Source organism: Bordetella genomosp. 9 (assembly GCF_002261425.1).
Lineage (GTDB): Bacteria > Pseudomonadota > Gammaproteobacteria > Burkholderiales > Burkholderiaceae_B > Bordetella_C.
This window is the reverse complement of sequence record NZ_NEVJ01000002.1, coordinates 317,861-343,224: the sequence shown is the minus strand read 5'-3', so window position 1 is coordinate 343,224 and position 25,364 is coordinate 317,861. Positions and strand designations below refer to the sequence as shown.

Annotated in this window: 20 protein-coding genes; 13 read left to right on the top strand and 7 right to left on the bottom strand. The window is 66.8% G+C overall.

Annotated features, from left to right (window positions below; genetic code table 11):
• Nucleotides 1-24 precede the first annotated feature (24 nt).
• Together CAL26_RS07555 and CAL26_RS07550 are read right to left on the bottom strand one after the other, a co-directional pair.
• Nucleotides 25-1,890 carry a TRAP transporter large permease gene (locus CAL26_RS07555; protein ID WP_094846973.1) on the bottom strand — a complete coding sequence of 622 codons (1,866 nt, stop codon included), beginning with the start codon at nucleotides 1,888-1,890 and terminating at the stop codon, nucleotides 25-27.
• A 74-nt stretch (nucleotides 1,891-1,964) separates the two neighbouring features.
• Nucleotides 1,965-2,978 carry a TRAP transporter substrate-binding protein gene (locus tag CAL26_RS07550; RefSeq protein ID WP_094846311.1) on the bottom strand — a complete coding sequence of 338 codons (1,014 nt, stop codon included), beginning with the start codon at nucleotides 2,976-2,978 and terminating at the stop codon, nucleotides 1,965-1,967.
• A 582-nt stretch (nucleotides 2,979-3,560) separates the two neighbouring features.
• On the opposite strand from CAL26_RS07550, the gene CAL26_RS07545 reads away from it, so the two are divergent.
• From CAL26_RS07545 to CAL26_RS07535, 3 genes are all read left to right on the top strand, one after another.
• Entirely contained in the window at nucleotides 3,561-4,397 is an 837-nt protein-coding gene (locus CAL26_RS07545; protein WP_094846972.1) for an inositol monophosphatase family protein, read from the top strand.
• A gap of 200 nt (nucleotides 4,398-4,597) precedes the next feature.
• Entirely contained in the window at nucleotides 4,598-5,542 is a 945-nt protein-coding gene (gene epsC, locus CAL26_RS07540; protein ID WP_094846310.1) for a serine O-acetyltransferase EpsC, read from the top strand.
• Complete coding sequence (locus CAL26_RS07535) at nucleotides 5,523-6,413, top strand: NAD-dependent protein deacetylase (RefSeq protein WP_094846309.1); 891 nt, start codon at nucleotides 5,523-5,525, stop codon at nucleotides 6,411-6,413. The genes epsC and CAL26_RS07535 overlap by 20 nt, the downstream gene beginning before the upstream one ends.
• Before the next feature lie 95 nt (nucleotides 6,414-6,508).
• On the opposite strand, the gene CAL26_RS07530 is transcribed toward CAL26_RS07535, so the two are convergent.
• The 5 genes from CAL26_RS07530 to CAL26_RS07510 all read right to left on the bottom strand — a co-directional run bounded on the left by CAL26_RS07530 (nucleotide 6,509) and on the right by CAL26_RS07510 (nucleotide 13,848).
• Nucleotides 6,509-7,657 carry an AI-2E family transporter gene (locus CAL26_RS07530; protein ID WP_256988162.1) on the bottom strand — a complete coding sequence of 383 codons (1,149 nt, stop codon included), beginning with the start codon at nucleotides 7,655-7,657 and terminating at the stop codon, nucleotides 6,509-6,511.
• Between the two features lie 221 nt (nucleotides 7,658-7,878).
• Nucleotides 7,879-8,916, bottom strand: a complete 1,038-nt coding sequence (gene galE, locus CAL26_RS07525; protein ID WP_094846308.1) for a UDP-glucose 4-epimerase GalE — start codon at nucleotides 8,914-8,916, stop codon at nucleotides 7,879-7,881.
• A 23-nt stretch (nucleotides 8,917-8,939) separates the two neighbouring features.
• Nucleotides 8,940-10,340, bottom strand: coding sequence for a phosphomannomutase/phosphoglucomutase (locus tag CAL26_RS07520; RefSeq protein ID WP_094846307.1), 1,401 nt, complete (start codon nucleotides 10,338-10,340; stop codon nucleotides 8,940-8,942).
• Nucleotides 10,341-10,355: 15 nt separating this feature from the next.
• Nucleotides 10,356-12,614, bottom strand: coding sequence for a polysaccharide biosynthesis tyrosine autokinase (locus tag CAL26_RS07515; protein ID WP_094846306.1), 2,259 nt, complete (start codon nucleotides 12,612-12,614; stop codon nucleotides 10,356-10,358).
• Nucleotides 12,615-12,708: 94 nt separating this feature from the next.
• On the bottom strand, nucleotides 12,709-13,848 hold the full coding sequence (locus CAL26_RS07510; RefSeq protein ID WP_218831519.1) for a polysaccharide biosynthesis/export family protein: 1,140 nt from the start codon (nucleotides 13,846-13,848) through the stop codon (nucleotides 12,709-12,711).
• 241 nt (nucleotides 13,849-14,089) lie between these two features.
• Here CAL26_RS07510 and CAL26_RS07505 point away from each other — a divergent pair, with 241 nt between their 5' ends.
• The 10 genes from CAL26_RS07505 (at nucleotide 14,090) to CAL26_RS07460 (ending at nucleotide 25,357) form a co-directional block, all read left to right on the top strand.
• Entirely contained in the window at nucleotides 14,090-15,496 is a 1,407-nt protein-coding gene (locus CAL26_RS07505; RefSeq protein WP_094846305.1) for an undecaprenyl-phosphate glucose phosphotransferase, read from the top strand.
• Nucleotides 15,486-15,989, top strand: coding sequence for a GDP-mannose mannosyl hydrolase (locus CAL26_RS07500; RefSeq protein WP_218831518.1), 504 nt, complete (start codon nucleotides 15,486-15,488; stop codon nucleotides 15,987-15,989). The genes CAL26_RS07505 and CAL26_RS07500 overlap by 11 nt, the downstream gene beginning before the upstream one ends.
• Nucleotides 15,986-17,410 (top strand): mannose-1-phosphate guanylyltransferase/mannose-6-phosphate isomerase, encoded by a 1,425-nt coding sequence (locus CAL26_RS07495; RefSeq protein WP_094846304.1) that lies wholly within the window; start codon nucleotides 15,986-15,988, stop codon nucleotides 17,408-17,410. The genes CAL26_RS07500 and CAL26_RS07495 overlap by 4 nt, the downstream gene beginning before the upstream one ends.
• Before the next feature lie 147 nt (nucleotides 17,411-17,557).
• A complete protein-coding gene (gmd, locus tag CAL26_RS07490; RefSeq protein ID WP_094846303.1) occupies nucleotides 17,558-18,670 on the top strand; it encodes a GDP-mannose 4,6-dehydratase in 1,113 nt (370 codons plus the stop codon).
• Nucleotides 18,671-18,674: 4 nt separating this feature from the next.
• Complete coding sequence (gene fcl / locus CAL26_RS07485) at nucleotides 18,675-19,628, top strand: GDP-L-fucose synthase (RefSeq protein ID WP_094846302.1); 954 nt, start codon at nucleotides 18,675-18,677, stop codon at nucleotides 19,626-19,628.
• Between the two features lie 57 nt (nucleotides 19,629-19,685).
• Nucleotides 19,686-21,017, top strand: coding sequence for a lipopolysaccharide biosynthesis protein (locus tag CAL26_RS07480; protein ID WP_094846301.1), 1,332 nt, complete (start codon nucleotides 19,686-19,688; stop codon nucleotides 21,015-21,017).
• A gap of 26 nt (nucleotides 21,018-21,043) precedes the next feature.
• Nucleotides 21,044-21,949, top strand: a complete 906-nt coding sequence (locus tag CAL26_RS07475; RefSeq protein ID WP_094846300.1) for a glycosyltransferase family 2 protein — start codon at nucleotides 21,044-21,046, stop codon at nucleotides 21,947-21,949.
• Nucleotides 21,950-21,961: 12 nt separating this feature from the next.
• Nucleotides 21,962-23,320: an O-antigen ligase family protein gene (locus CAL26_RS07470; RefSeq protein WP_094846299.1), complete on the top strand. Its 1,359-nt coding sequence runs from the start codon at nucleotides 21,962-21,964 to the stop codon at nucleotides 23,318-23,320.
• Nucleotides 23,313-24,467, top strand: a complete 1,155-nt coding sequence (locus CAL26_RS07465) for a glycosyltransferase (RefSeq protein WP_094846298.1) — start codon at nucleotides 23,313-23,315, stop codon at nucleotides 24,465-24,467. The genes CAL26_RS07470 and CAL26_RS07465 overlap by 8 nt, the downstream gene beginning before the upstream one ends.
• Nucleotides 24,464-25,357, top strand: coding sequence for a glycosyltransferase family 2 protein (locus CAL26_RS07460; RefSeq protein ID WP_094846297.1), 894 nt, complete (start codon nucleotides 24,464-24,466; stop codon nucleotides 25,355-25,357). The genes CAL26_RS07465 and CAL26_RS07460 overlap by 4 nt, the downstream gene beginning before the upstream one ends.
• Nucleotides 25,358-25,364 lie beyond the last annotated feature (7 nt).

The window sequence follows — 25,364 nt, the reverse complement described above, 5'->3', positions numbered from 1 at the left end:
CGCGCGCGGCGTCGGGCCGCGCCGTCAGGGCGCGCCTTTCCCCAGGAAACCGATGGACAGCCACGGGATCGCCGCGACGACGACCAGGCCGATCGCGATGGACACCAGATATCCCACGATGGCCCGCATGCCGCGATCCGGCGCGACCCGGCCGATGGCGCAGGCCGCGTAGTACCCGACGCCGAAAGGCGGCGCGAACAGGCCGATGCCCATCGCCAGGATCACGACCATGGCGTAATGCACTTCGTGCACGCCGATCTGCCGGGCGATCGGGAACAGCAGCGGCCCGAACAGCACGATGGCCGGTATGCCTTCCAGCACACTGCCGAGGATGACGAAGGCGACGATGGACACGGCCAGGAAGGTGACCGCGCCCCCGGGCAGCCCGGCCATCATGTCGGCCAACTGATGGGAAAAACCGGATTGCGTCAGCGCCCATGCCATGCCGGTGGCGGCGCCGATGATCAACAGGATGGCGCCGGACAGGCTGGCGGTGTCGACCAGCATGGGCCACAGGCGCTTCCAGTCGAAACGCCGGTACACCAGCAGGCCGACCAGGGCGGAGTAGATGATGCCGATGGTCGAGACCTCCGTGGCGGTCGCCACGCCTTCCACCACCGCCGCGCGGATCACGAAAGGCAGCGCCAGGGCCGGCAGCGCGATCATGAGCGCGCGCAGGATCTGCGGGCGCGTGGCCCGCACGACGTCGCTCATGTCTTCGTGGCGGCTGCGGCGCCACACCACGAAACACAGCATCAGCCCCAGCACCACGCCCGGCAGCAGGCCGCCGGTGAACAAGGCCGTGATCGATACGCCCGTGACCGAGCCGATGGTGATCAGCACCAGGCTGGGCGGGATGGTTTCGGTCTGCGCGCCGGTCGCCGACAGCAACGCCACCAGATCGCCTTCGCTGGCGCCGCGCTTGCGCATCTCGGGAAACAGCACGGGCGCGACGGCCGCCATGTCGGCCGCCTTCGCGCCCGAGATGCCGGAGACGAGATACATCGCGCCGATCAGCACATACGACAGGCCGCCACGCACGTGTCCCAGCAGGCTGGCCAGGAAACCCACCATGCGCTCGGCCATGCCGGTCATCTCGATCAGCACCCCCAGGAAAACGAACATCGGCACCGCGAGCAGGATCAGGTGCGACATGCCTTCGTCCATGCGCCCCACGACCACCATCATCGGCGTGCCGGTGCTCAAGGCCAGGTAGCCGAAGGTCGCCAGGCCGAAGCAGAAGGCGATGGGCACGCCGGCGAACACGCACACGGCGACCACCCCGACGAAGAAGACCACCAGGTTGGCGTTGCCCAGCTGGGCGAACACCGGCTGCAGCGCCATCATGCCGGCGACGATGGCGGCCACCAGCAGGACCGCGCCCAGCGTGACGCGCCAGCGCGCGCGGGCGGCCAGCCGCAACAGCCCGATCGCGATCATGAGCGCGGTGCCGACCGGCAAGGCGGCGGCACGCCAGATATTGGATATCTCGAGCGCCGGGGTGGTGACGTATTGTTCCTCGACGGCGTACTCGTAGCCGGGCATGGCGATCATCAACAGGAAGGCCAGCGCGCCCGCCATGGCGACAACATCCAGGAAAGCGCGCGCCGCGGGCGGCGCGCGGCTGACCAGCGCCGTCATGCGCATATGTTCGCCACGGCGGAAGGCCACCACGGCGCCCAGCATGGCCAGCCACAGGAACAGGATGGACGCGAGTTCGTCGGACCAGACCAGCGGCGTATGGAAGACATAGCGCGCGACGACCCCGGCGAACAGCACGACGATTTCCGCGACCACCAGCAGCGCCGCGGGAATCTCGATCAGCAGGCCCAGGACGGTATCCAGGCCGCGCATCCAGGCGGGCCCGGAGGCGGGCGCGGCGGCGCGCATGGCGTCATGCCCGATGGCGGAAGCGGCGGCGGACGCGGCGACGCCCTCCGCGGGCGGCGGGCGCACCTCGGGCCTCACGACAGCTTGCCGACCGATTGTTCCAGGATGGCCCAGGCCTTGTCGCCGTACTTGCCTTGCCACTCCTTGTAGAAGCCCGCCTTGCGCAGGGCCTCGCGGATGGGTGCGGGGTCGGGTGTGTTGAAAACCAGCCCCTGCCCCGCCAACTGCGTCTGCAGTTCGCCGTTCAGCTTGAACGTGTCGGCGCGCATCTTCATGCCGGCGTCGTTGATGTGGGTCGTGACGATGCCCTGGATATCCTTGGGCAATTTTTCCCATGCGCGGCGGTTCATCAGGAACCAGAAGCCGTCCCACATGTGGTTCGTCATCGAGCAGTACTTCTGCACTTCATACAGCTTGGCGGTCTGGATGATCGCCAGCGGGTTTTCTTCCGCGTCGACGATGCGGGTCTGCAGCGCCGAATACGTTTCGTTGAAGTTGATGCTGGCCGGCGCCGCGCCCAGCGCCTGGAACATGGACGTCCACAGCGGGCTGACCGGCACGCGGATCTTCAGGTCCTTGAAGTCCCCGGGGGCATTGATCGGCCGCGTGCTGGTGGTGACCTGGCGGAAGCCGTTATCCCAGATCTTGTCCATCACCAGCAGGCCCTTGGCCTGGATTTCCTGCCGGATGAAGGCGCCCAGCGGACCGTCCATGGCCTTCCAGACGGTATCGTAGTCGGGGAACGTGAAGCCGACGCCGCTGATCGACGCGGCGGGTACGAGCGTGGACAGGATCAGGCCGGACAAGGTGAAGAACTCCACCGCGCCGGCGCGCAGCTGGCTGAGGGTGTCGGTATCCGAGCCGAGCTGGCTGCTGGGAAAGACATCCAGCTGGAAGCGGCCGTTGGTGTCCCTGGCGATGGCGGCGGCGGCTTCACGCGCGCGCACGTTCATCGGATGCGTGGCCGGCAGGTTGTTGGCGTACTTGTAGCGGAATTCAGGCGCCGCCATGGCGCGCCGCACCGGCGTGGCGGCGGCCACCGCGCCGCCGGCCATCGCCAGCATCAACTTCCGTCGTGTCGTGTCCATCATCGATTCCTATGCCTCCGTATTGTTTTGTCCGCGCGCTCGGGGGGCGCGGTGTTCGCTCACGTGTCCGCCATGCGGCCGTGGCTGGCCAGCGCGGCCGGCGTCAGGCGCATTCGTCCTGTCCGTCGCGTGGCGAGGTATTAAATCATAGGGGCATTGAGGGTGGTTTAAGAATGTTCTCGCACTATTGCAAGCCGACACGGTGCGTTTCAACGCCCCGGCGATCGATCCTATGATTTATCCCCACCTTTTGTGGACAACCCTTGGGATAGCTGTTGGGCAGGTCGAAAAATCCCTTGGACGACAAGCACTTGCAACCGGCGAGCAGGGATGGCCCAGGCGCCATGGCGGGACGCTTATCCCCACGTTTTGTGGACAACCCTTGGGATAGCTCTGGGGCAGATTCAAAAATGCCTTGCCGCACAAGCACTTGGCGGAGCCGGGCAGAATCGGCGCAGCATCGCCCCTGACGCGGAAGTCAGCCGCGGCGCGCGGACTCATGGTAGATTCGACCCCCTCCCGCCCATGCGGACCCATGCGCGCCCCCAGTGCCCTATGCGGCACGCGGTCGAACCTATCGCCATGCTCCGATCCATCACCCGTGAAGAAACCCGCCGCATCGCCGCGTTGATGGCCGAAGCCGCGGCGGCCGAGATCATGCCGCGCTTCCGCCACCTGGCGGGCGACGCCGTGCGCCACAAGACCTCGCCGCTGGACCTGGTCACCGATGCCGACGAAGCGGCGGAGCGCTACATCGGCGAGCGCCTGGCGCGCGCCTATCCGGGCGCCGTGCTGGTCGGCGAGGAAGCCTGCTCGCGCAATCCCGCGCTGCTGAACGTGTGGATCGATGCCGAGCTGGCCTTCCTGATCGACCCCATCGACGGGACGCGCAACTATGTCGCCGGCCTGCCGCTGTTCGGCGTGATGGTCGCGGCGGTGAGCCGCGGCGAAGTCATGGCCGGCATCATCTACGATCCGCTGTGCCGCGACGCCGCCATCGCGGTGCGCGGCGAAGGCGCGTGGATGGAGGACGAACACGGCGTGCAGACGCCGCTGCGCGTGGCCGAGCCGGCGCCGGTGCAGGACATGACCGGTTTGATCGCGGTCAGGCACCTGGACGATCCCTTGCGCGCGACCGTCAACGCCAATGCGCTCGGGCTGGCGTCGTCGACCATACTCAACTGTTCGGCGCACGAATACCGCATGATCGCCGGCGGCCACACGCACGTGCTGCTGTACGGGCGGCTCATGCCCTGGGACCACGCGGCCGGCTGGCTGCTGCATCACGAAGCCGGCGGCTACAGCGCGCATTTCGACGGTTCGCCCTACAAGCCCACGCACCGCGGCGGCGGGCTGTTGTACGCGCCCGATGTCGGCAGCTGGAAGGCCGCGCATCGGCTGTTGCTGGGCCAGGACTGAAGCCCCGCGCCGCCACGTGCCGCCGCGTGCCGGCCACGCGCGCCCGCCGACCCGGCCCATAAACCCTGTGCGCCGCAAGGTCAGCCCGCACGGGGTTTGCGCCATCGGGGTAAATTAGCGCTGTCCCGCCGATGGCTCCGCGGGCCGCCGCGATCCGCGTCGGCCCGCGTACCCCTGGCACTATCCCAAGCCCGAGCGCCATGAACGCACCCTTGAATCACCGCAGCGCGTCCTGGAATGTGGACCGCATCGTTTCCGAATTGCGCATCGTGCGCACCGAATGGCGCCAGCCCCTGGGACGCCTGCGCGACGGCGGCGTGCGCGAATACCCGTCGCAGGAAAGCGTGCGGCAGATCGTCACTTCGCTGTGCGGCGCCTTGTTCCCCATGCGGCTCGGGCCCATAGACTTGCGCGCGGAGGTCGAAGACTTCTACGTCGGCCACACCATCGGGTCCGCGCTGGACGCGCTGCTGCACCAGGTGCGGCTGGAACTGAATTCTGGCGAAGGCAATCACGGCCCCATCCGCCCCGAAACGGAACAGCGCGCCGAGGAAATCGTTCGCGCGTTCGGCGCGCGATTGCCGGACATCCGGCGCAGGCTGGATGCGGACGTCATCGCGGCCTACCAGGGCGACCCGGCGGCGCGCAGCGTGGACGAAGTGCTGTTGTGCTACCCCGGCGTGATGGCGATGATCCATCACCGCCTGGCGCACGAACTCAATCTGCTGGGCGTGCCGCTGCTGGCGCGCATCGTCGCCGAAATCGCGCATGCCGATACCGGCATCGACATCCATCCGGGCGCCACCATCGGCCGCAGCTTCTTCATCGACCACGGCACCGGGGTGGTGATCGGCGAAACCGCCGTCATCGGCGACCGCGTGCGGCTCTACCAGATGGTGACGCTGGGCGCCAAGCGCTTTCCGCCGGGCGAAAACGGCGAACTCAAGAAAGGCCTGCCGCGCCATCCCGTGCTGGAAGACGACGTGGTGGTGTATGCCGGCGCCACCATCCTGGGGCGCATCACCATCGGCCGCGGTTCGGTCATCGGCGGCAATGTGTGGCTGACCCGCGACGTGCCGCCGGGCTCCAACGTCACGCAGGCCGGCACGCTGAATACTTCCCCGGATGCCGGCCTTGGCGGCTGACGCGCCGACGTCGGCCGACCTGGAGGCCTTGCGCGATTTCGTGCTGGCGCATCCGCGCCTGTTCGTGCTGACCGGCGCGGGGTGCAGCACGGGGTCGGGCATACCGGACTATCGCGACAGCGAAGGCGCCTGGAAACGCCGCCCGCCCATGAACTACGCCACCTTCATGGGCAGCGCCCTGTCCCGTTCGCGCTATTGGGCGCGCGGAATGATAGGTTGGCGCATGTTCGGCAGCGTGGCGCCCAACGCGGCCCACCTGGCCCTGGCGCAGATGCAGGACCAGGGCCGGTTCACGCTGCTGGTCACGCAGAACGTCGACGGGCTGCACGAACGGGCCGGCAGCCGCGACGTCGTCGATCTGCATGGCCGCATGGACCGCGTCATCTGTACGCAGTGCGGGCATTTGCTGCCGCGCGACCGGATGCAGGACAGCCTCGAAGCCCTGAATCCGCTGTGGCGCGACCTGGCGGCCGCCGACGCGCCGGACGGCGACGCCGACCTGGACGACATGGACTTTTCCGGTTTCCAGGTACCGCCCTGCCCTGTCTGCGGCGGCATTCTCAAGCCCGACGTGGTGTTCTTCGGCGAAACCGTGCCGCGCGACCGGGTGGACCGGGCCAACGAGGCGCTGGCGACCGCCGGGGCGGTGCTGGTGGTCGGCTCGTCCCTGATGGTCTATTCGGGCTATCGCTTCGTGGCCGCCGCCGGCCGTGCCGGGCTGCCGATCGCGGCCATCAACCTGGGACGCACCCGCGCCGACGACCTGCTCGCGCTCAAGGTGGAACGGGCCTGTGCCGACACCCTGGCCGGCCTGCTGCCCCTGCTACCGTCCCGGCCGGACCCGGGCAGGCCCGCCCCGGACCTGGCCTGATTTTGACCTGACGCGCCAAGTCCTTACCAGCAAACGGTTTTTGCTCCCTGTTCGCAGACTATCCAAAGGGTTGTCCACAGAAGCTGGGGATAACCCTATTCGCCCAGGAACTCGGCGACGCCCTGGAAACCCTGCACGTGGTCGGCGACCACCTTGACGATCACCGCGATCGGGATCGACAGCAGCGTGCCCCAGATGCCCCAGGCCCAGGTGAACAGCAGCAGGATGACGAACACCGCCACCGGGTTCATTTTCGCGATCCGCCCCGTCATCCAGGTCTGCACGACGAAACCGATCAGGGACGCGATCAGCAGGGAAACGCCGGCCACCAGGAAAGCGGGGCCCAGCTCGCCGAACTGCAACAGCGCCGCGACGCCGGTGAACAACGCCACCAGCAGCGGGCCGAAATAGGGAACGATATGCAACGCGCCCGCGACCACGCCCCACGTTCCCGCGTTGTCCAGGCCGATGGCGCGGAAGGCCAGCCACGTCAGCACGCCCAGCAGGGCATTGGTCACCACCATCATCATCATGTACAGGCGGATGGACCGGTGGATCTCGCCGAGCATGTGCACGCTGACCTTTTTCTCGCTCAGGTTGCGACCGCATATGTGGATGAACTTGCGCTTGAAGGTGTCTCCCGCCATCAAAAGGAAGAACGCCAGGAACACCACCATCAGCGACTGGCCCACGAATGCCGCGATGCCCAGGGAGCCGGCCAGCAGCATATCTTCCAGCTTGTCGGCCGGACGCGTCACGACGACCCGCTCGCCGCCGTTGCGCGGCTTTTCCGGCGCGCTCAGGGTATTGGCCGCCGAACGGACCTTGTCGACGATGGACCCGTTGCCGCCGCTGAACGTCGCCAGGGATCGCGACACCTTCTGCGCGGTCTGCGGCAGGCTGTCCACGATGGACATTACCTGCCCGCGCAGCGCGAACACCCCGAACACCACGATGCCCAGCATCGTCAGCACCACCACGGTGGCCGCAATGACGCGCGGCAGCCGCAGGCGCTGATGCAGGAACGTCATGGGCGTGTCGAGCGCATAGGAAAGTATGATGGCCAGCACCACCGGGATGACGAAATCGCGCGCCTGCTGCAGCGCGAACACCACCGCCAGCACGGCGATGATGGTGACCGGCGCATGGCGCCGGTCGAAGGCCCGCGGCGGGGGCATCGCGGTGGCGCCATCGCCGGGTGTGGACGCGGCAGCCTGGACCGTCTGCACGGCGGTTTCTGACACGGTCGTCGCTTGGGCGGACGGCACGCGAGGCTGAGCACTCATGGGTGGGTGTGGACCAGGAAACGGGCGGGGACCGGAGGCCTCGCGGCCGCGGCGTTATCGGTGCGTCCACTGAGCAAGCTGCGTGCCCACGCTTCTCGGTTGGCCCCTGGGCCGGCCCCCAGAGCCGGCCCCATTTCCAGGCAACGCGCCGGCCGTCGCGGCCGGCGGCCTGGCCGTGCTCAGTGGGTGGCGCCGTACCCTTCCGGGTTGGATTGCTGCCAACGCCACCCGTCCTGGCACATGCTCTCCACACCGTGCGAGGTCTGCCAGTTCAACAGCCGCCGCGCCAGGCTGGCGTCGGCCCATACCCGGTCCACGTCGCCGGGCCGCCGCGGCTCGATCCGGCAGGGAATGCGCAGGCCGTTGACCCGTTCGAAGGTGCGCACCAGCTCCATGACGCTGGTGCCCTTGCCCGTTCCCAGGTTGACGGCCACGAAACCGGCATGGCGCAGCGAGTAATCGACGGCGCGCACATGGCCCGCCGCCAGGTCCATGACGTGCAGATAATCGCGCACGCCGGTGCCGTCTTCGGTGTCGTAGTCGTTGCCGAAGACTTTCAGGTGAGGCTGCCTGCCTACCGCCACCTGCGTGATGAAAGGGAACAGATTGTTCGGCACGTCGCGCGGGTTCTCGCCGATCAGGCCGCTGGGATGCGCGCCGATGGGATTGAAGTAGCGCAGCGTCACCGCGCTGAACTCGGCATCGGCGGCGCAGGCATCCTGCAGCATCTGCTCGACGATGAGCTTGGACCGTCCATACGGATTGGTCGGATGCAGCGGATGTTCCTCGGTGAACGGCAGGAAGCGCGGCACCCCGTACACCGTCGCGGATGAGCTGAACACCAGGCGCCGTATGCCGTGGTCGCGCATGGCCGACAGCAGCGCCACGGTGCCGGAGACATTGTTGTCGAAGTACTTGATGGGATCGCGCACCGATTCGCCGACGGCCTTGACGCCCGCCAGGTGCAGCACGCACTCGATGGGCTGGCCCTGCCGTTCCTGCAGCGCGAACAGGCCATCCAGCAATCCGGCGGAACGGATGTCGCCTTCCACGAAAGGAATATGCGTGCCGACGATGCGTTCGACGCGCCGCACGGCGGCGCGGCTGCCGTTGCAGAGATTGTCGATGACGATGGGGCGGTAGCCCGCGCCCATCAGTTCTATGAGGGTGTGGCTGCCGATATACCCGGCGCCGCCGGTGACCAATAACGTCGTCATTGTCGTTCCCTAGCCGGTTATCGTTAGAAGGGCAGGCGCAATCCGGGTGCCACGCTAAGCAGCTGGCGCCGGAAGTCCTCCTGGATGCGCGACAGCGCCACGCCGTTGTCGCCCTCGAAGCGCAGCATCACCGCCGGCTGCGCGCTCACCGCGCGCGCCAGCCCGAAGCCGTCTTCGTATTCGACGCGCACGCCGTCCAGGTGCACGATTTCGCGGGCCCCCATGAAACGGCCGTTCGCGCGCAAGGCTTCGATCAGCCGATACTGCTCGCCGTCCGCCGTATCCAGCCGCAGTTCCGGGGTCGCGCAGGATTCCGGCAGCGCGTCCAGGACGCTCGACGCATCGTCGTGGCGCGACAGCAGCTCCAGCAGGCGCGCGGCCGCGTACAGGCCATCGCTGTAGCCGTACCAGCGATCCCGGAAGCGGATGCCGCCCCCGGTTTCGCCCGCCAGCTGCGCGCCGGTCTCGAACATCCTCGCGCCGATATGGGCGTCGCCGCCACGGCTGACCACCGACATGCCGCCCAGGGCGCGGATTTCGCGCGCGACATTGCGGCTGCTTCTCACGTCATGCACCACCGCCCCGCCCTGCGTGCCCGCCAACATGTCGCGGGCGAACAGGATGAGCAGGCGATCCGAGCTGATGCATGCGCCGGATTTGCTGATCACCGTCACGCGGTCGCCGTCGCCGGCGATCGACAGGGCCAGCTCGCAATCGCTGTAGCGCAGGGCCGCCGCCAGGTCGGCCAGATGGCGGCCGCCCTGCAGCCGCGTGGCGTCGGGATAGGCGCCCGGCATATCGCCGGCGATCTCCGTGACCTCGCAACCCAGTTCGCGCAACAGGTCCGGCGCCAGGCTGTTCGCCGCCCCTTGCTCGCAATCCAGCGCCACCTTCATGGCGCGCTCCAGCCGGACATCGCTGGCGACGCGCGCGATATAGCATTGCGCCGCATTGATCTTGGCCCGGCCGCCGGAGCGCGCCGGCTCGGCCGGCTGGGCATGCATGCGCCCGCGCAAGGCCTGCAGCGCCGGCTGGCCGAGCGTCTCGCCGTCCAGCATGATCTTGAAGCCGTTGTAGGCGTCCTCGTCCTGCCCGCCCGTGACCGACACCGCCGCGGCCGTGTCGGTCAGGCGCGCCGCGAACCAGGTCAGGGGCGTCGGCGCCATGCCGATATCGATCACCGCCATGCCCGATTCGCGCACCCCTGCCTGCAGCGCCGCGCCCAGTTCGACGCTGCTGAGCCGCGCATCCTTGCCGATCACCACCGCGCGCCGGTCGAGCTCCGCCGCGCACCGCCCCACGGCCAGGCCGAGGGCGTGTGCGAAGCGGGCGTCGATTTCCTGGCCGACGCGGCCACGTATGTCATCGGTGCGGAAGACGTGCGGCGGGAATCCGGACATTTCCGGAAGACCCAATGAATCCATGACGTCTCCGATGGGCTAGGGCTGGTTCTCGCCGTAGTACGACGCACGCGAGTAGCGGTACGGCCCGTACTTGGAGCGGTAGCCCCAGCCTTCGGACTGCAGCTTCAGGCCGTTGAAGACCACGCCGGCCACCGGCGCGCCGGCCTGCTGCAGGCGCTTGTTGGTTTCGCGGATCTCGCCCACCGTGTTCATGCCGGAGCGCACCACGACCATCACGGCCGCCGCATGGGCGCCGACGACGGCGGCATCCGACGACGACAGCACCGGCGCCGTATCGACGATGACGATGTCGTAGTCGGCGGCCAGCGCGTGCAGGCATTCGCCGAAGGCGTCGGACGCCAGCAGTTCGGACGGGTCGAAGGTGACGCGGCCGGTGGAAATGAAGTCCACCCCGTTCATGATGTTGCGCTTGGTCACGGCTTCCAGCGGCACCGTCCCGGCCAGCACTTCGAACAAGCCGTTTTCCGCGGAGGTCGCGAAATAGCGGTTCAGGGTGCCGCGGCGGAAGTCGGCGTCGATCAGCAGCACCCGCTTGCCGACGGCCGCCTGGATGAAGGCGAAGTTGGCCGACAGGAAGGATTTGCCGACGCCGGCCAGCGGCCCGGTGAAGACCACGATGTTGTTGGACGAATCGCGCATCGCCACCTGCAGCACCGTGCGGAAGCTGCGCAGGCTCTCGATGGGCGGCGTGCTGCCGTTGCTCTGCGCGAGCAGCGCGGGGATGCGCGTGTTCTTGCGGCGGGCACGGCGCCACAGGCGATCCTGCAGGTCGCTGTAGGGCACGGTGGCCAGTACCGGCAGGCCGGTATAGCGCTCGATTTCATCGGGATCGGTCAGGCCGCCGAACAGCGCATTGCGCAGGAAGGCCGCCACCACGCCCAGGATCAGGCCGGCCAGCGCCGCCACGCCGATGACGATCGGCGCCTTGGGGCTGAGCGGACGTTCCGCCGCCACCGCCGTGTCCACTACGCGCACATTGCCCACCTTGCCGGCGCGGATCATGCGCAGCTGCTGGGCGTTGGCCAGCAGGCCGGTGTACAGGTCGGTGTTGACCTTGACGTCACGCGTCAGCCGCACCACGTCCTGCTCCAGGTCGGGCAGTTCGCGGATCTTGCTGTTCAGCTTGTTCATATCCCCGGTCAGCGAGGCGATCTGGCGATCGATCGCGGTGATGCTGGGATGCGAAGGCGCGAAGCGCGTGATCAGCTCCTGCCGCTGCGCCTTCAGTTCGAAGATGCGGTTCTGCGTCTGCACCGACTGGCCCAGCACCAGCTTGCCCTCTTCCGTCAGGTCGATGGTGCCGCGCGAGTTGCGCAAGGCGTTGTAGCGGGTTTCGGAATCTTCCAGCTGCTTCTTCAACACCGGCAGTTGCTGGTCCAGGAAGGCCAGCGACTTCTCGGCCTGCGCGGTCTTGCGGTTGGTGTTCTGCCGCACGTATTCCTGGCCGATCTCGTTCAACACCGCCGCCGTCAGCACGGGGTCCTGGCCGGTCAGGTTCACGCCGATGACGTTGGACTGCCGGCCGCGTTCGAAGATGTTCATGCGGGTCTGCAGCGACTCGATGGCTTCCAGGCGCGAATTGCGCACGATGGTGAAGCTGGTTTCCGGACGTCCCTGCAGCGCGTCGATCTGCACTTCGATGGCGCCGCCAGGCACCTCGAAGCGCTCCAGCTGGCCGACCCGGCCTTCGAAGCGGCGATCGTGCACCGGATCCACCAGTTCGTAGGCCCCGCCGCCCAGCGTGATCACGTGCAGCTTCTTGCCGATCAGATCGTCCGGGACGTCGATGCGATTGACCTGTATGCGTTCGCCGCCCCAGGCCCACCCGCCTGGAATCGCGTCCGTGATGGACGCGGGCAACGCGAAGCTCTCATGACGCTTGGCCAGCCAGCGGCCGATCACCGGAAAGTAATCGGGCGTGGCATGCACGTACAGCTGGTAGTAGTCCACGGCGTGGCCCACCACCATGCGCGAGCGCAGGATTTCCATCTCGCCCGACGCCGCCTGCTTGATGTCGAAGATCGACGACACGTCGCTGAGCGTGCTGGTGCGCTGGCCGCTGGGCAACTCCTCTTCCACCTGCACCGCGATGTCCGACTGGTACACGGGTGCCTTGACCATGTAGTACGCCACGCCGATCAGCGTGGCGAGCACGGTGAGGACGATGATCATGAAACGGTTCGCCAGCAATACGTCCACGTACGACATCATCGGAGTGTCCGGAGGCGTGCCGCCGGTGTTGGCGTATTCCAGCTGGAGAGGAGGCTGCTTCATTGTCGACTCGCTAATAGGAAGAAACATCGCGCCGGCCAGGGCCGGCACACGGGGGCCCGCATCGTCACGCCATGCGGGCCGCGTGCGGAAGGGGTTACTGCCTGCGGACCGCGTCCACCGTCTGGACCGTCTGCGCGCTGGGGAACAGGAGCGAGATAAAGCGATTCCACCGCACCAGGTTGCCTGCATCGACGAACACCACGTCCTTCGATTGCAGCGGGAACTTCTGGGCGACCGCCAGGGCCTGGGGCGATGCGCTGTTCAAACGAAATACCTCCGGTGTGGCATTGGGCATGGAACGAACGACATAGATATCCGCCGGTTCGCTGGTCAGCTGGCTGGGGCCTCCGGCTTCGCCCAAGGCATCTCCCAGCGTCAACAAGCCGTCACGCATCGTCAGCGCCAGCGGCTGCGTTACTTCTCCCATCACGTAGACCTTGTTCTCGTCGCGCGGAACGACGCGGACAATGTCGTTGGACTGCAGCAGAATCGACGTGGGATCGATGCCGGCTTGCTGCAGCGCGGGCAGATCCACACGCGTCGTCTGGCCGTCACGCGTCACATACACGCGGCTGCGATCGGCGGTGGGCAGGACGCCGCCAGCCGTGTTGATGGCCTGCGGCAGCGTCATCGGCACATCGGTGATCGGCAGCGGACCGGGGGTCTTTACCTCGCCTTCGATGAATACGCGTTTGCTGCGATAACCTAGCACGCGTACCGTGATTTGAGGATCCTGAATAAAGTTGGCGGAGCCGCGTATCAAGCCGCCGCGGACTTGCGACTCAGTCAACCCGGCTACCTTCACAAGGCCTACGTAGGGGAACTGAATGTAGCCATCCGAGGACACGGGATAGCCAGGAATGCCGGCGCCCGTATCCCCAAAGGTGAGTTCGGTGGGTCCAGTGCCGATGCTGTAGGTCTGGGTCGGAAGCACTAGTTCCGGGTGGTCCCAGACCACGATAGAAAGGATGTCGCCTGGGCCGATAACATAGGGCTTCGGCGTGCCGATAAGTTTACGAACGTTATCGGAGACGGGCTTTTCGCTTGCCTGCGTCTGTTCGACCGCGAGCTGCGGCGTGATGTCCTTGACCGCCACACGTGAGTTTGGATCGTTCGGATCCACAAGGAAGTCGGCCTTGTAGCGCATGCCGGGCGCGAATGCGCAGGCGCCCAACAAAGAAACGAGAGCGACCATGAGGCCGCCCCGGCAAAGCGTGCGAAGGATCGTATTCATTGGCTTTCCACGGTTAAAGACCTTTCTAGGCCTACTGTTTCGCGGTACTACGGCCGCGTAACGGGTTGCGACATTGCACGCGATTTCCGCGGTGCCGCACATTGGGCTGATGGCCTAATACCTCGCATAAGCCCTTTGGACGTTTCGACCAGGATGAGCGCTCCCTATGATTTTTCGGTCGCCATATTGCGGCGCCGCGCAGCCCATTGGGCGCGCCGACCGAATCACCTTGGAGCACGCCATGGACACTTCCCCGGTGAACGTATCGGGCAGGCTTGCCGATACCAGCCTGCTGTTTAGACTGACCGATGCCGCCGTGGTCGCGGCGGTCGGACTGGGCGCGACCACATGGCTGGATGCACGACAAGGTCTCGACGTCGCCCCCATACACGCGATGCTGGTGTATCTGTGCAGCTTCGGCACCATCGCCATCTTCCCGGCCTTCCGCCTGTACAGCTCATGGCGCGGACGCAGCCTGTTCGACCTGTCGGCGCGCAGCTTCGCCGCATGGACCACGGTGTTCGCGCTGGGCATCCTTATCAGCTTCCTGAATCACCAGGTCGGCGCGATCTCGCGGCTGTGGGCCCTGTGCTGGTATGCCGGAACGGCGGCCGGGCTGATCGGCCTGCGCCTGGCCGTGCACGGCATCCTGCGCGAGGCGCGCGATCGCGGCCTGGACCGCAAGCGCGTCCTGATGATCGGCTTCGGCACCCTGGGCCACGACCTGTGGCGGCGCGCGGCCGCGGCACGCAGCAGCGGCTATGAAATTGCGGGCATCTACGTCAACACGAAGGAGCAGCTGCCGACCCAGGCGCATCGCCTGAACGCGCTCACCGAAATGTCGCCCTTCATCCGCGAGCACGAAGTGCGCGAAGTCTGGATCGCCCTGCCCGTGGAATCCAGCGCGCTGGTGCGCGAAGCCATCTATCACCTGCGCCACGATCCCATCGACGTGCGCTGGATCCCCGACGTGATGTCGGTACGGCTGCTGGGCCATCGCGTCGACGAGTTCCTGGGCGTGCCCGCCATCGAGCTGAACAGCCTGCCGGCCGCCGGCATCCGCGGCATGGCCAAGGAAGTGTTCGACCGCGTGTTCGCCTTCTTCGTCCTGCTGGGACTGTCGCCGGTACTGCTGTCGATCGCGCTGATGATCAAGCTGACCTCGCGCGGGCCCGTGCTGTTCACGCAGAAACGCCTGGGCGTCGACGGCCGCGTGTTCCAGGTCTACAAGTTCCGCAGCATGACGGTGCACCAGGAAAAAGGCACAGTCACGCAGGCCACCCGCAACGATGCGCGCGTGACGTCCATCGGCGCCTTCCTGCGCCGTACCAGCCTGGACGAACTGCCGCAGTTCATCAACGTGCTGCGCGGAGAAATGTCCGTGGTCGGCCCGCGCCCGCATGCGCTGGAGCACAACGAGCAATACAAGGACGTGGTCGCGCGCTACATGCTGCGCCATCGCGTCAAGCCCGGCATCACGGGCTGGGCGCAGGTCAACGGCTATCGCGGACAGACCGATACCGTCCACAAGATGCGCAGCCGCGTCGAGTTCGATCTGTACTACATCCAGAACTGGACCTTCCTGATGGACATGCGCATCATCGCCAAGACCGCCGTGTCGGGCTGGACCGGAAAAAATGTCTATTGAGCAGCGCGCTTCACCGGGCGCCGGCCGGCTCAGCACCGAGCGCTTTCGCGAAGCGGTGGACATGCTTCCGCTGGTATCCATCGACCTCTTGCTGCGCGACGCCGGCGGACGCTATCTGCTGGGGCTGCGCGGCAATCCGCCGGCGCAGGGCCGCTGGTTCGTGCCGGGCGGCCGCATCCGCAAGAGCGAAACGCTGGCGCAGGCGCTGGAGCGCCTGGCCGCCGAGGAACTGGGCATGACGCTGCCGCCCGCCAGCTGGCGGCTGCACGGCGTGTACGAACACTTTTACGACGTCAACTTCGCCGGCGAATCGGGCATGCCCACCCATTACGTGGTGCTGGCCTACGAAACGCAGCTGCCGTCCGGCCCACTGGCCACGGCATTGCCGGCCACCCAGCACCTGGGCTACCGCTGGGACACCCCCGAGGATGCCGCGCGCGACGCGGACGTACATCCTTATACGAAGGCCTACTTCACGGAGCAACATCCATGACTGGACCCTATCCCGAGTTTCGCCCCGTCATCCTCTGCGGCGGATCCGGTTCGCGCCTGTGGCCGCTTTCGCGCGAGCTGCTGCCCAAGCAGTTCATCCGCCTGACGGGGGAGCGCAGCCTGCTGCAGAACACCGTGATGCGCCTGGCGAACAGCGCCGATGCCAGGCGGCCGCTGCTGGTCTGCAATGACGCGCACCGCTTCATCGCCGCCGAACAGCTGCAGGAGCTGGACGGCATCCAGCCCGAACTGCTGCTCGAACCCTGCGCGCGCAATACGGCGCCCGCCATCGCCGCCGCCGCGCTGCGCGCCATGCGCGACGGCGAGGACCCGGTCATGCTGGTCGTGCCCTCGGACCACGTCATGGAAGAAGGCGAAGCCCTGCGCGCCGCCTTCCGCGTGGCCCATGAAGCCGCCAGCAACGGCGCCCTGGTGACCTTCGGCATACGGCCGACCGCGCCGCTCACCGGCTATGGCTATCTGCGCACCGAGCCGTCCGACGGCGCATGGCGCCGCGTCGAGGCTTTCGTGGAAAAGCCCGATGCCGAACGCGCCGAAGCATTCCTGCGCGACGGCGGCTACTACTGGAACAGCGGCATGTTCGCCTTCCGCGCCTCGGCATTCCTGGGCGAAATGGAACGGCTGGCGCCGGCCATGCTGGACGCCGTGCGCGCCGCCGTACGTGACGGCGTGGGCGACGATAGCGCCTTCCGCCTGGACGCGGCCGCCTTCGCCGCCTGCCCCAGCGATTCCATCGACTATGCGGTGATGGAGCGCACCGACAGCGCGGTCGCCGTGCCCCTGGATGCCGGCTGGAGCGACGTCGGCGCCTGGGACGCGGTCTGGGACATCGCGACCAAGTGCGCCGACGGCAATTCGACGGCGGGCGACGTGTTGATCGAGGACTCGCGCAACTGCCTGGTGCACTCCACCAACCGGCTGGTCGCCACCATTGGCCTGGACAACATCGTGGTCATCGAGACCGCCGACGCGGTCCTGGTGGTGCACAAGGACCACACCCAGGACGTCAAGCGCGTGGTGGAGACGTTCCGCGCCCAGCACCGGCACGAGATGACCCACCACCGCGAAGTCAAGCGCCCATGGGGATCCTACGACTCCATCGGCCAGGGCCCGCGCTACCAGATCAAGCGCATCACCGTGAAGCCGGGCGCGCGCCTGTCCTCACAAATGCATCATCATCGCGCGGAACACTGGGTGGTCGTATCGGGCACGGCGCGCATCCACAACGGCGACCGCACCTTCCTGCTCTCGGAAAACCAGTCCACCTACATCCCGCTCGGCGAGGTCCACTGCCTGGAAAACCCCGGCAAGATCCCGCTGGAGCTCATCGAAGTGCAGTCCGGCGCCTACCTGGGCGAGGACGACATCGTGCGTTTCGAGGACATGTACGGGCGCGTCTGACGCCCGCGGCGCCGCGCCCGGGAGACGGGCCCGGCGCCTCCTTCGTGTGGCCGGCCACCGGGGCCGTGCCTTAGACCTTCCGGCCGATACCCCGGCTAGCGCTACCTCAGTACTCTTCTTGGACCTCTCAGCCTTAAGGACACAGCCATGCCAAAACGGGCATTGATTACGGGAATTACCGGCCAGGACGGCGCCTATCTCGCCGAATTCCTGCTGGACAAGGGCTATGAGGTGCACGGCATCAAACGCCGCGCCTCCTTGTTCAATACGGCCCGTATCGACCATCTGTACCAGGATCCGCACACCAGCCCGCGCAACTTCGTGCTGCATCACGGCGACATGACCGACGCCTGCAGCCTGATCCGCATCGTCCAGGCCGTGCAGCCGGATGAAATCTACAACCTGGCCGCGCAAAGCCACGTCGGCGTCTCGTTCGAAGAACCCGAGTACACCGCCAACGCCGACGGCCTGGGCACCCTGCGCCTGCTGGAAGCGATGCGCATCCTGAAAATGGAGGACCGCACCCGCCTGTACCAGGCGTCCACCTCCGAGCTGTACGGGATGGTGCAGGAAGTCCCCCAGAAGGAGACCACGCCCTTCTACCCGCGCAGCCCCTATGCGGTCGCCAAGCTGTACGCCTACTGGATCTGCGTGAACTACCGCGAAGCCTACGGCATGTACGCCTGCAACGGCATCCTGTTCAACCACGAATCGCCGCGCCGCGGGGAAACCTTCGTCACGCGCAAGATCACGCGCGCGCTGGCCCGCATCGCCCTGGGCCTGGAAGACTGCCTGTACCTGGGCAACCTGTCCGCGCTGCGCGACTGGGGCCATGCGCGCGACTACGTCGAGATGCAATGGCTGATGCTGCAGCAGGACAAGCCGGATGACTTCGTGATCGCCACGGGGATGCAATACAGCGTGCGCGACTTCATCAACGTCGCCGCGCGCGAGCTGGGCCTGCTGCTGGCCTGGGAAGGCGAAGGCGTGAACGAAACCGCGACGGTGCTGCTGAGCCCGGCCTATGACGCCGTCAAGCCCGGCCAGGTGATCGTGCGCGTCGACCCGCGCTACTTCCGCCCGACCGAAGTCGAGACCCTGCTGGGCGACCCCACCAAGGCCCGCGAGAAGCTGGGCTGGACGCCGCGCACGAGCTTCGAAGGCCTGGTGAAGGAAATGATCGCCAGCGACCTGAAGGAAGCCCAGCGCGACGCCCTGGTCGAGCAGAACGGCTACGAAGTGTACGCCTACAAGGAGTAGCACCATGGCGGACCTGGATCAGTACGTCTTTGTCGCCGGCCATCGCGGCATGGTCGGCTCGGCCATCGAGCGCGAGCTGCGCCAACGCGGCTACCGCAACATCATCACCCGCACGCACAGCGAACTGGACCTGGAGAACCAGAACCAGGTCAACCGCTTCTTCTGCACGCAGCGGGTGGATACGGTGTACCTGGCGGCGGCCAAGGTGGGCGGCATCCTGGCCAACCGGGATTATCCGGTGGACTTCCTGTACCGCAACCTGATGATGGAATGCAACGTCATCCATGCGGCGCATGCGGCCGGCGTCAAGCGACTGCTGTTCCTGGGCTCGTCGTGCATCTATCCCAAGATGGCGCCGCAGCCCATGGGCGAGGAGGTACTGCTGACCGGGCCGCTGGAGCCGACCAACGAGCCCTATGCCATCGCCAAGATCGCCGGATTGAAGTTGTGCGAAGCCTACAACCGCCAGTATGGCGCGCGCTACCTGTGCGCCATGCCGACGAACCTGTACGGCCCCAACGACAACTACGACCTGGAAAGCAGCCACGTGCTGCCGGCGCTGATCCGCAAGTTCCATGAAGCGCGCGAACAGGGCTCGCCCACCGTCACCATCTGGGGCACCGGGCAGCCGCGGCGCGAGTTCCTGCACGTGGACGACCTGGCGCGGGCCTGCGTCACGCTGGGCGAATCGGACAGCGCCCAAGGCGTCTATAACATCGGCGTCGGTACCGACGTGTCGATCGCGGAACTGGCCGCCATGGTGGCGCAGGCGGTGGGCTATCACGGCGAGCTGGTGTACGACACCAGCAAGCCGGACGGCACGCCGCGCAAGCTGCTGGACGTCAGCCGCATCCATGCGCTGGGCTGGCGCGCGGAAATGGGCCTGCGCCAGGGTATCGAGTCCACCTACCACGACTACCTGCGCCATGCCCCCCGGCAGGCGCTACCGCTTGCCTAGGCAGGCCCGCCCCCAGGGCCCGCGCAAACCGACAACCGACGTAGGGGAATCGCGCTCATGCGTGTGCTCGTCAAGAAATACATCTCCGGAAACGCATCGTTCTGGGGCCTGATGGAATATGGGCTGGGACCGCTGATCGCGCTGGCGGCCACGCCCATACTCCTGCGCCAGCTCGGCACGGTGGGCTTCGGCCAGTTCGCCATGATCATGGCGCTGGCCGGCTTCGGCAACGTCGCCAACCTGGGCGCCGCGGTGACGGGCACCAAGCTGGTGTCCGAGCGCCTGCATGAACCCGGCGGCGCCATGCGCGGCGCCAGCGTCAGCTTCGCCCTGGTGGGCTGTGCGCTGGTCTTCGTGATGGCGGTCGCCCTGCTGGCCTGGGGCGGCGTCTCCTGGCTATGGCCGCACGCCACGTTCGGCGGCATCGCGGTATCCACGCTGGCGCTGCCGGCGATGATCGTCTACCTGAGCCAGCAGTTCGACCAGCTGTTCACCGGCTGCCTGAAAGGACGCGAGGCTTTCGCCACCACCGCGCTGTGCGAGGTCGGCGGCCGCTTCACGGCCTACACCGTCACCTGCACGGTGGCGGTGATGACCCAATCGCCCACGCTGGCCGCCATGACGCAGGCGGGCGGCCTGCTGGCCACCGGATTGATCAAGATGCACCTGTTCGCGCGGCGCGACGGGCACTACGTGGTGCGCCCGCTGATGGACCGCGGCGCCATGGGCGCGGCCTTCCGGTTTTCGCGGTGGTCCTGGCTGAACAGCCTGAGCGCCGTGGCCTTCGGCTCGGTGGACCGCATCCTGGTGGGTTCGCTGCTGGGTCCCGCGACGCTGGCGATCTATACCGTGGGCGCGCAGATCGGCCAGATGATCCATACGGCGTCCGTCGCCGTGTTCCAGAAGACCATGCCGCGCATCAGCCACCTGGCCGCCGGCGCCGACAGCGTGCGGGCCGTGTACCGGGAAGTGCGCCGGCTGATGGCGGTCAACCTGACGCTGTCCGTCCTGGGCACCGCCGTCGCGCTGGCCATCAGCGCCCCCGTGCTCTCCCTGATGCTGGGCCATGCCTACACGCCGGGCCACCTGATGACCTTCCGGCTGCTGATCGTCGCCGCCGGCCTGCTGTCCCTGAACGTCGTGGCGCACTTTTCCCTGCTGGGACTGGGCAATAGCCGCGCGGTCGCCGTGCTGAACGGGCTGGCCGGCCTGAGCATGGTCTGCGTGCTGTTCATGCTGGTGGCGCCGGTGGGCGAAAGCGCGGCGGGCTGGGCGCGCATCGCCTATTCGGTGACGACGCTGTACGGCATCTACCTGGCCCTGCGCCAGTCGCGGCCGCCGCCACTGGTCCCGCACGCGCAACGGCCGGTCTCCACCGCAACACGATAAGTTTCACGCCTATGCTGAGGTCTTTGATGCGCAAGCGCCATTTGAAATCCACCCGGGACCTGGTCGACTTCGTCAGCCGGCTGCAGATCCCGCCGCCGCCGCAGGACGCCGACAGCCTGCCGAAGGTCACGGTGGTCACGCCGTCGTACAACCAGGCCCGCTTCCTGGAGCGCACCATCCTGTCCGTGCTGAACCAGGGTTATCCCAACCTGGAATACATCATCATGGACGGCGGCTCCACCGACGGCAGCGTGGACATCATCCGCAAGTACGAACCGTACCTGGCCTACTGGGAAAGCAAGAAGGACCGCGGACAGTCGCATGCCATCAACAAGGGCTTCGCCATGGCCACCGGCGACTACGTCGGCTGGCAGAACTCCGACGACCTGTACTGCGCCGGCGCCCTGGTCAAGCTGGGCCGGGCCGCCGCCAAGCGGCGTCCGCCCATCGTCAACGGCCACCTGTACATCGCCGACGCCGACAACCGCATCTTCCGCCAGGTCTTCTACACCCCGCTGACCCGCTCCAAGCTGACGATCATCAAGGCGTCCATTCCCAACCAGGTGGCGCTGTTCCGCCGCGACTGCCTGGAGCGGCACGGCCTGCTGAAGGAAGAAATGCGCTATTGCATGGACCTGGAGCTGTGGAGCCGCCTGCTGCAGGACGGCCCCAACGTCCTGGTGCCTTCCGCCATGGGGGTCTACACCGCCCACGAGGAGACCAAGACCGCCCTGCTGCAGGACGTGCTCGAAAGCGAACGCGAGCAGATCATCGGGGATATCCGCGCCACCGAGCGCGGCATCGGCCCGCTGTTCGGCCTGTCCTGCCGTGCCGCCAAGGTGGCTGCGCACGCGCGGCAGGGCGACCTGGACTATCTGTTCGACAAGCTGCTGCACAAAGTGGCCGGTCGCGACGACTGGAACGCGCACTAGAGGCCCGCCATCATGCGCCACGTCCAAAGGCATTATTCGACCGTCCCGCTGCTGTGCGCCTTCCTGTTCACCTCGCTCGCGATGAGCAACGAGGCGCTGGTGATCGCGGTGGGCGGCTTCAAGCTGTCGCTGTTCGACCTGATCTTCGTCGCCATACTGGCGGTCAAGTTCTTCAGGCTGGCCGATCCCGACGCCTATCGCCTGCCCTCTCCGCCCGTCACCGCGCTGATGGGCCTGAACCTGCTGGCCTGGGGCTACCTGATCTACATGGCGCCGCCCCCGCCGGGCATCGAGCTGAGCGACACCTTCCGGGACATGCGCATCATCGTGTATTTCCTGATCACGCCCTACCTTTGCTACAAGGACATCGACGGACCCGCGGCCTATCGCAAGCTGCAATGGGCCATCGTGGCGGCCGGCCTGGCCGTGGCGGCGCAGATGATCATCAAGGTGGCGATCGGCTTCAGCACGGTGGATCCGGTCCGCGACGTGAACCTGGGGATCTGGGGCATACCGATGGCGATCACGTCCATCCTGTACTTCCGCGAAGTGCTGGGATTGAAGTCGCGCACGGCCTACTTCCTGATCATGTTCATGTTCATGGCCCTGGTGTTCTCGCTGAACCGCAGCCAGTACCTGCAGCTGGCGATCACCGTGGGCATCGCCGTGGTGCTGGGCGGCAAGGTCGGCGCGCTCAAGCGCGTCACGGTGATATTCGCGCCGGCCATCGTCGCGGGCCTGGTGGTGTTCTACGCCATCGGCTACCTGGACGTGCTGGCCAGCCGCGTGCTGACCGTCGAGGCGCTGGACGACGATTCGAGCTACGGCGCGCGTGTACAGGAATACGAAGGCCAGATGGGCCAGTTCCGCGAAAAGCCCTTCTTTGGCCACGGCGCGGGCTATCGCTTCTGGGTCATGGGCGAAGACGGTTTCGAGCTGGGCACCTTCGCGCACAACTCGTGGGCCTTCTACCTGATGAAGTTCGGCCTGGTCGGCACGATCGTCATCATGGGCCCGCCATTGCTGCTCCTGATCCTGTCGCTGTCCAGGCGCAACGGCAACGTCGGGCTGGACATGCATCGCCGCTACCTGATCGCCTGCGTGCCCATCTACGTCTTCATCGACTCGCTCTCGGGCGGCCTGGCCTACGCGCCCAAGACCGCCCTGACCGGTTTTTTGTTGACCTACTGCCTATCCCTGATGCGCAACTACCAACCGCCGCGGCCTCCCTTCGAGGCGGCGGCGGCGCGGTCCGTGGCGCCGGTACGGCCTGTTCCGCCCGCGTGGCCGCCCCAGGGCGATCCGCGTCCGATCGTAACCGGGCAGTCGCCCGGCAAAACCGCCTACCCGAGGTTGCCGCACCATGGTTGATATCCTATTCGTTGTCCCGGACCTGCATCGCGGTGGCGTGGGCCGATGCGTCCACTTCATGCTGGAAGAACTGCCCAAGCACGGGCTCAGTACTTCCCTGTTCTGCATGCGCGAAATCGAGCATGAGTTCACGCCCAGCAAGGCCAATGTGACCCGGGGCGTCGCCCGCAAGCTGGGCAACCGCGCGATGCAGCTGTCCGCCCCCTGGAGCCTGCTCAAGCTGATGTCGACGATCCGCCGCGAACAACCCGCGGTGGTGTGCTCGCACGGATTGATCTGCAACATCCTGGTGGCCGCCGCGCGCCTGTTCATGCCCGGCAGCTTCCGCACGGTCGCCTTCGAGCACAACAGCCCGTCGGCCCACTACCGCTCCACCAGCCTGGGCGCGCTCAAGCGCGCGCTGCTGCGCGTCTGCTACGGCGCGCACGACGAAGTGGTCGGCGTGTCGCGCGGCGTGGCCCGGGACCTGGTCGCCATGGTGCCGTCCCTGAAGGACAAGTGCCGGCACATCTACAACGGCATCCCGCTGGAAGAAGTGCGCGCGCAGGCCCGTGCCCCGGGCCAGGCGCTGCCGGACGACGGCAAGCTGCACGTGGTCTCGGTCGGCCGGCTGGTCAGCACCAAGGGCTTCCAGACCCTGATCGACGCCGCCTGCCGCCTGGACGACCCCGACGTGGTCTTCACCGTCATCGGCGAAGGTCCGCAACGCGCCGAGTTCGAAGCCCAGATCGCCGCGCGCAAGCCCGGCAGTCCGGTCAGGCTGGTCGGCCACGTGGATAACCCTTTCCCGATGCTGGCCAGCGCCGACATCTTCCTGTCGTGTTCCGAGCGCGAAAGCTTCGGCATCGTCCTGGTCGAAGCGCTGTGCCTGGGCGTGCCGGTGGTGGCGACGGATTGCCCGTCCGGCCCCGCCGAGATCCTGGAAGACGGCAAGTTCGGCGAGCTGGTCCCGGTGGGCGACGCGGCAGCCGTGGCCCATGCCATCCAGTCGCTCGCCGCGGACCGCCCGCGCCGCGAACACCTTTCCGACCTCGGCCCCCAACGGGCCGCGGACTTTTCCCTGGAACGCCATTGCCGCAATGTGGCCGACCTCTTCCAGCCCCTGCTGCGCAAAGGGGGCTTGGACCGCGTAGGAGCACGCACATGACCCGCGTACCGGTATCCGTCATCGTCATGACCAAGAACGAGGAACGGAACATCGAGAAGTGCCTCAGGGCGCTGGCCGATTTCGACGAAGTGTTCGTGGTCGATTCCCACAGCACGGATCGCACCGTCGAACTCGCCACCGGCCTCGGCGCCCATGTGGTGCAGTTCCAATGGAACAAGCGCTATCCCAAGAAGAAGCAATGGTGCCTGGACAACCTGCCCTTCACGCACGACGTGGTGCTGTACGTCGACGCCGACGAAGTCATGAGTCCTGAGCTGGCGCGCGAAATCAACGCCTGCCTGCCGCGCTTCGCCCAGGGCGCCGGCGGTGCGTTCGTCGGCTTCAACTACGTGTTCTGCGGCAAGCAGCTGAACTACGGCCATCGCGTCTACAAACTGATCCTGCTGTCGCGGACGCGTTCGCGCTTCCTGGACTACAACGACCTGGACGTGGCGAATATGTGGGAAGTGGAAGGCCATTACCAGCCGCAGGTCACCGGCCCGGTGTTCCTGCTCAAGGGCCGCATGGCGCATCACGACCACGATGGCCTGTACCACTACTTTGACAAGCACAACAAGTATTCCGACTGGGAAGCCAACCTGCGCGTCAAGGGCCTGCTGAACGACCCGCGCGAGGCCAACGTCGGCATGCGTTCCCTGATGAAGCGGATCTTCGCGGCCATGCCCTTCAAGGCGGTCGCCGCCTTCGTGCACTGCTACATCCTGCGCCTGGGCTTCCTGGACGGCAAGGCCGGCCTGGATTACGCTGTGGCGCGCTCCATGTACTACTGGCAGATCGGCATCAAGTCGCGCGAACTGCGCGCCGCGATGGCTACCGCCTCACCCGCCGCCACCGCGGAAGCAGACGCCCTGCGTGGCGGTACCCACTAGAAGAAGG

Bases quoted from the DNA above. Each gene is read 5' to 3' on its own strand.
- gmd (WP_094846303.1), top strand. From the start codon at position 17,558: ATGCCAAAACGGGCATTGATTACGGGAATTACCGGCCAGGACGGCGCC.
- CAL26_RS07535 (WP_094846309.1), top strand. From the start codon at position 5,523: ATGCCGGCCTTGGCGGCTGACGCGCCGACGTCGGCCGACCTGGAGGCC.
- CAL26_RS07470 (WP_094846299.1), top strand. From the start codon at position 21,962: ATGCGCCACGTCCAAAGGCATTATTCGACCGTCCCGCTGCTGTGCGCC.
- CAL26_RS07550 (WP_094846311.1), bottom strand. From the start codon at position 2,978: ATGGACACGACACGACGGAAGTTGATGCTGGCGATGGCCGGCGGCGCG.
- CAL26_RS07515 (WP_094846306.1), bottom strand. From the start codon at position 12,614: ATGAAGCAGCCTCCTCTCCAGCTGGAATACGCCAACACCGGCGGCACG.
- CAL26_RS07510 (WP_218831519.1), bottom strand. From the start codon at position 13,848: ATGAATACGATCCTTCGCACGCTTTGCCGGGGCGGCCTCATGGTCGCT.
- CAL26_RS07475 (WP_094846300.1), top strand. From the start codon at position 21,044: ATGCGCAAGCGCCATTTGAAATCCACCCGGGACCTGGTCGACTTCGTC.
- fcl (WP_094846302.1), top strand. From the start codon at position 18,675: ATGGCGGACCTGGATCAGTACGTCTTTGTCGCCGGCCATCGCGGCATG.
- CAL26_RS07460 (WP_094846297.1), top strand. From the start codon at position 24,464: ATGACCCGCGTACCGGTATCCGTCATCGTCATGACCAAGAACGAGGAA.
- CAL26_RS07520 (WP_094846307.1), bottom strand. From the start codon at position 10,340: ATGGATTCATTGGGTCTTCCGGAAATGTCCGGATTCCCGCCGCACGTC.
- galE (WP_094846308.1), bottom strand. From the start codon at position 8,916: ATGACGACGTTATTGGTCACCGGCGGCGCCGGGTATATCGGCAGCCAC.
- epsC (WP_094846310.1), top strand. From the start codon at position 4,598: ATGAACGCACCCTTGAATCACCGCAGCGCGTCCTGGAATGTGGACCGC.
- CAL26_RS07545 (WP_094846972.1), top strand. From the start codon at position 3,561: ATGCTCCGATCCATCACCCGTGAAGAAACCCGCCGCATCGCCGCGTTG.
- CAL26_RS07480 (WP_094846301.1), top strand. From the start codon at position 19,686: ATGCGTGTGCTCGTCAAGAAATACATCTCCGGAAACGCATCGTTCTGG.
- CAL26_RS07495 (WP_094846304.1), top strand. From the start codon at position 15,986: ATGACTGGACCCTATCCCGAGTTTCGCCCCGTCATCCTCTGCGGCGGA.
- CAL26_RS07555 (WP_094846973.1), bottom strand. From the start codon at position 1,890: ATGCGCGCCGCCGCGCCCGCCTCCGGGCCCGCCTGGATGCGCGGCCTG.
- CAL26_RS07465 (WP_094846298.1), top strand. From the start codon at position 23,313: ATGGTTGATATCCTATTCGTTGTCCCGGACCTGCATCGCGGTGGCGTG.
- CAL26_RS07500 (WP_218831518.1), top strand. From the start codon at position 15,486: ATGTCTATTGAGCAGCGCGCTTCACCGGGCGCCGGCCGGCTCAGCACC.
- CAL26_RS07505 (WP_094846305.1), top strand. From the start codon at position 14,090: ATGGACACTTCCCCGGTGAACGTATCGGGCAGGCTTGCCGATACCAGC.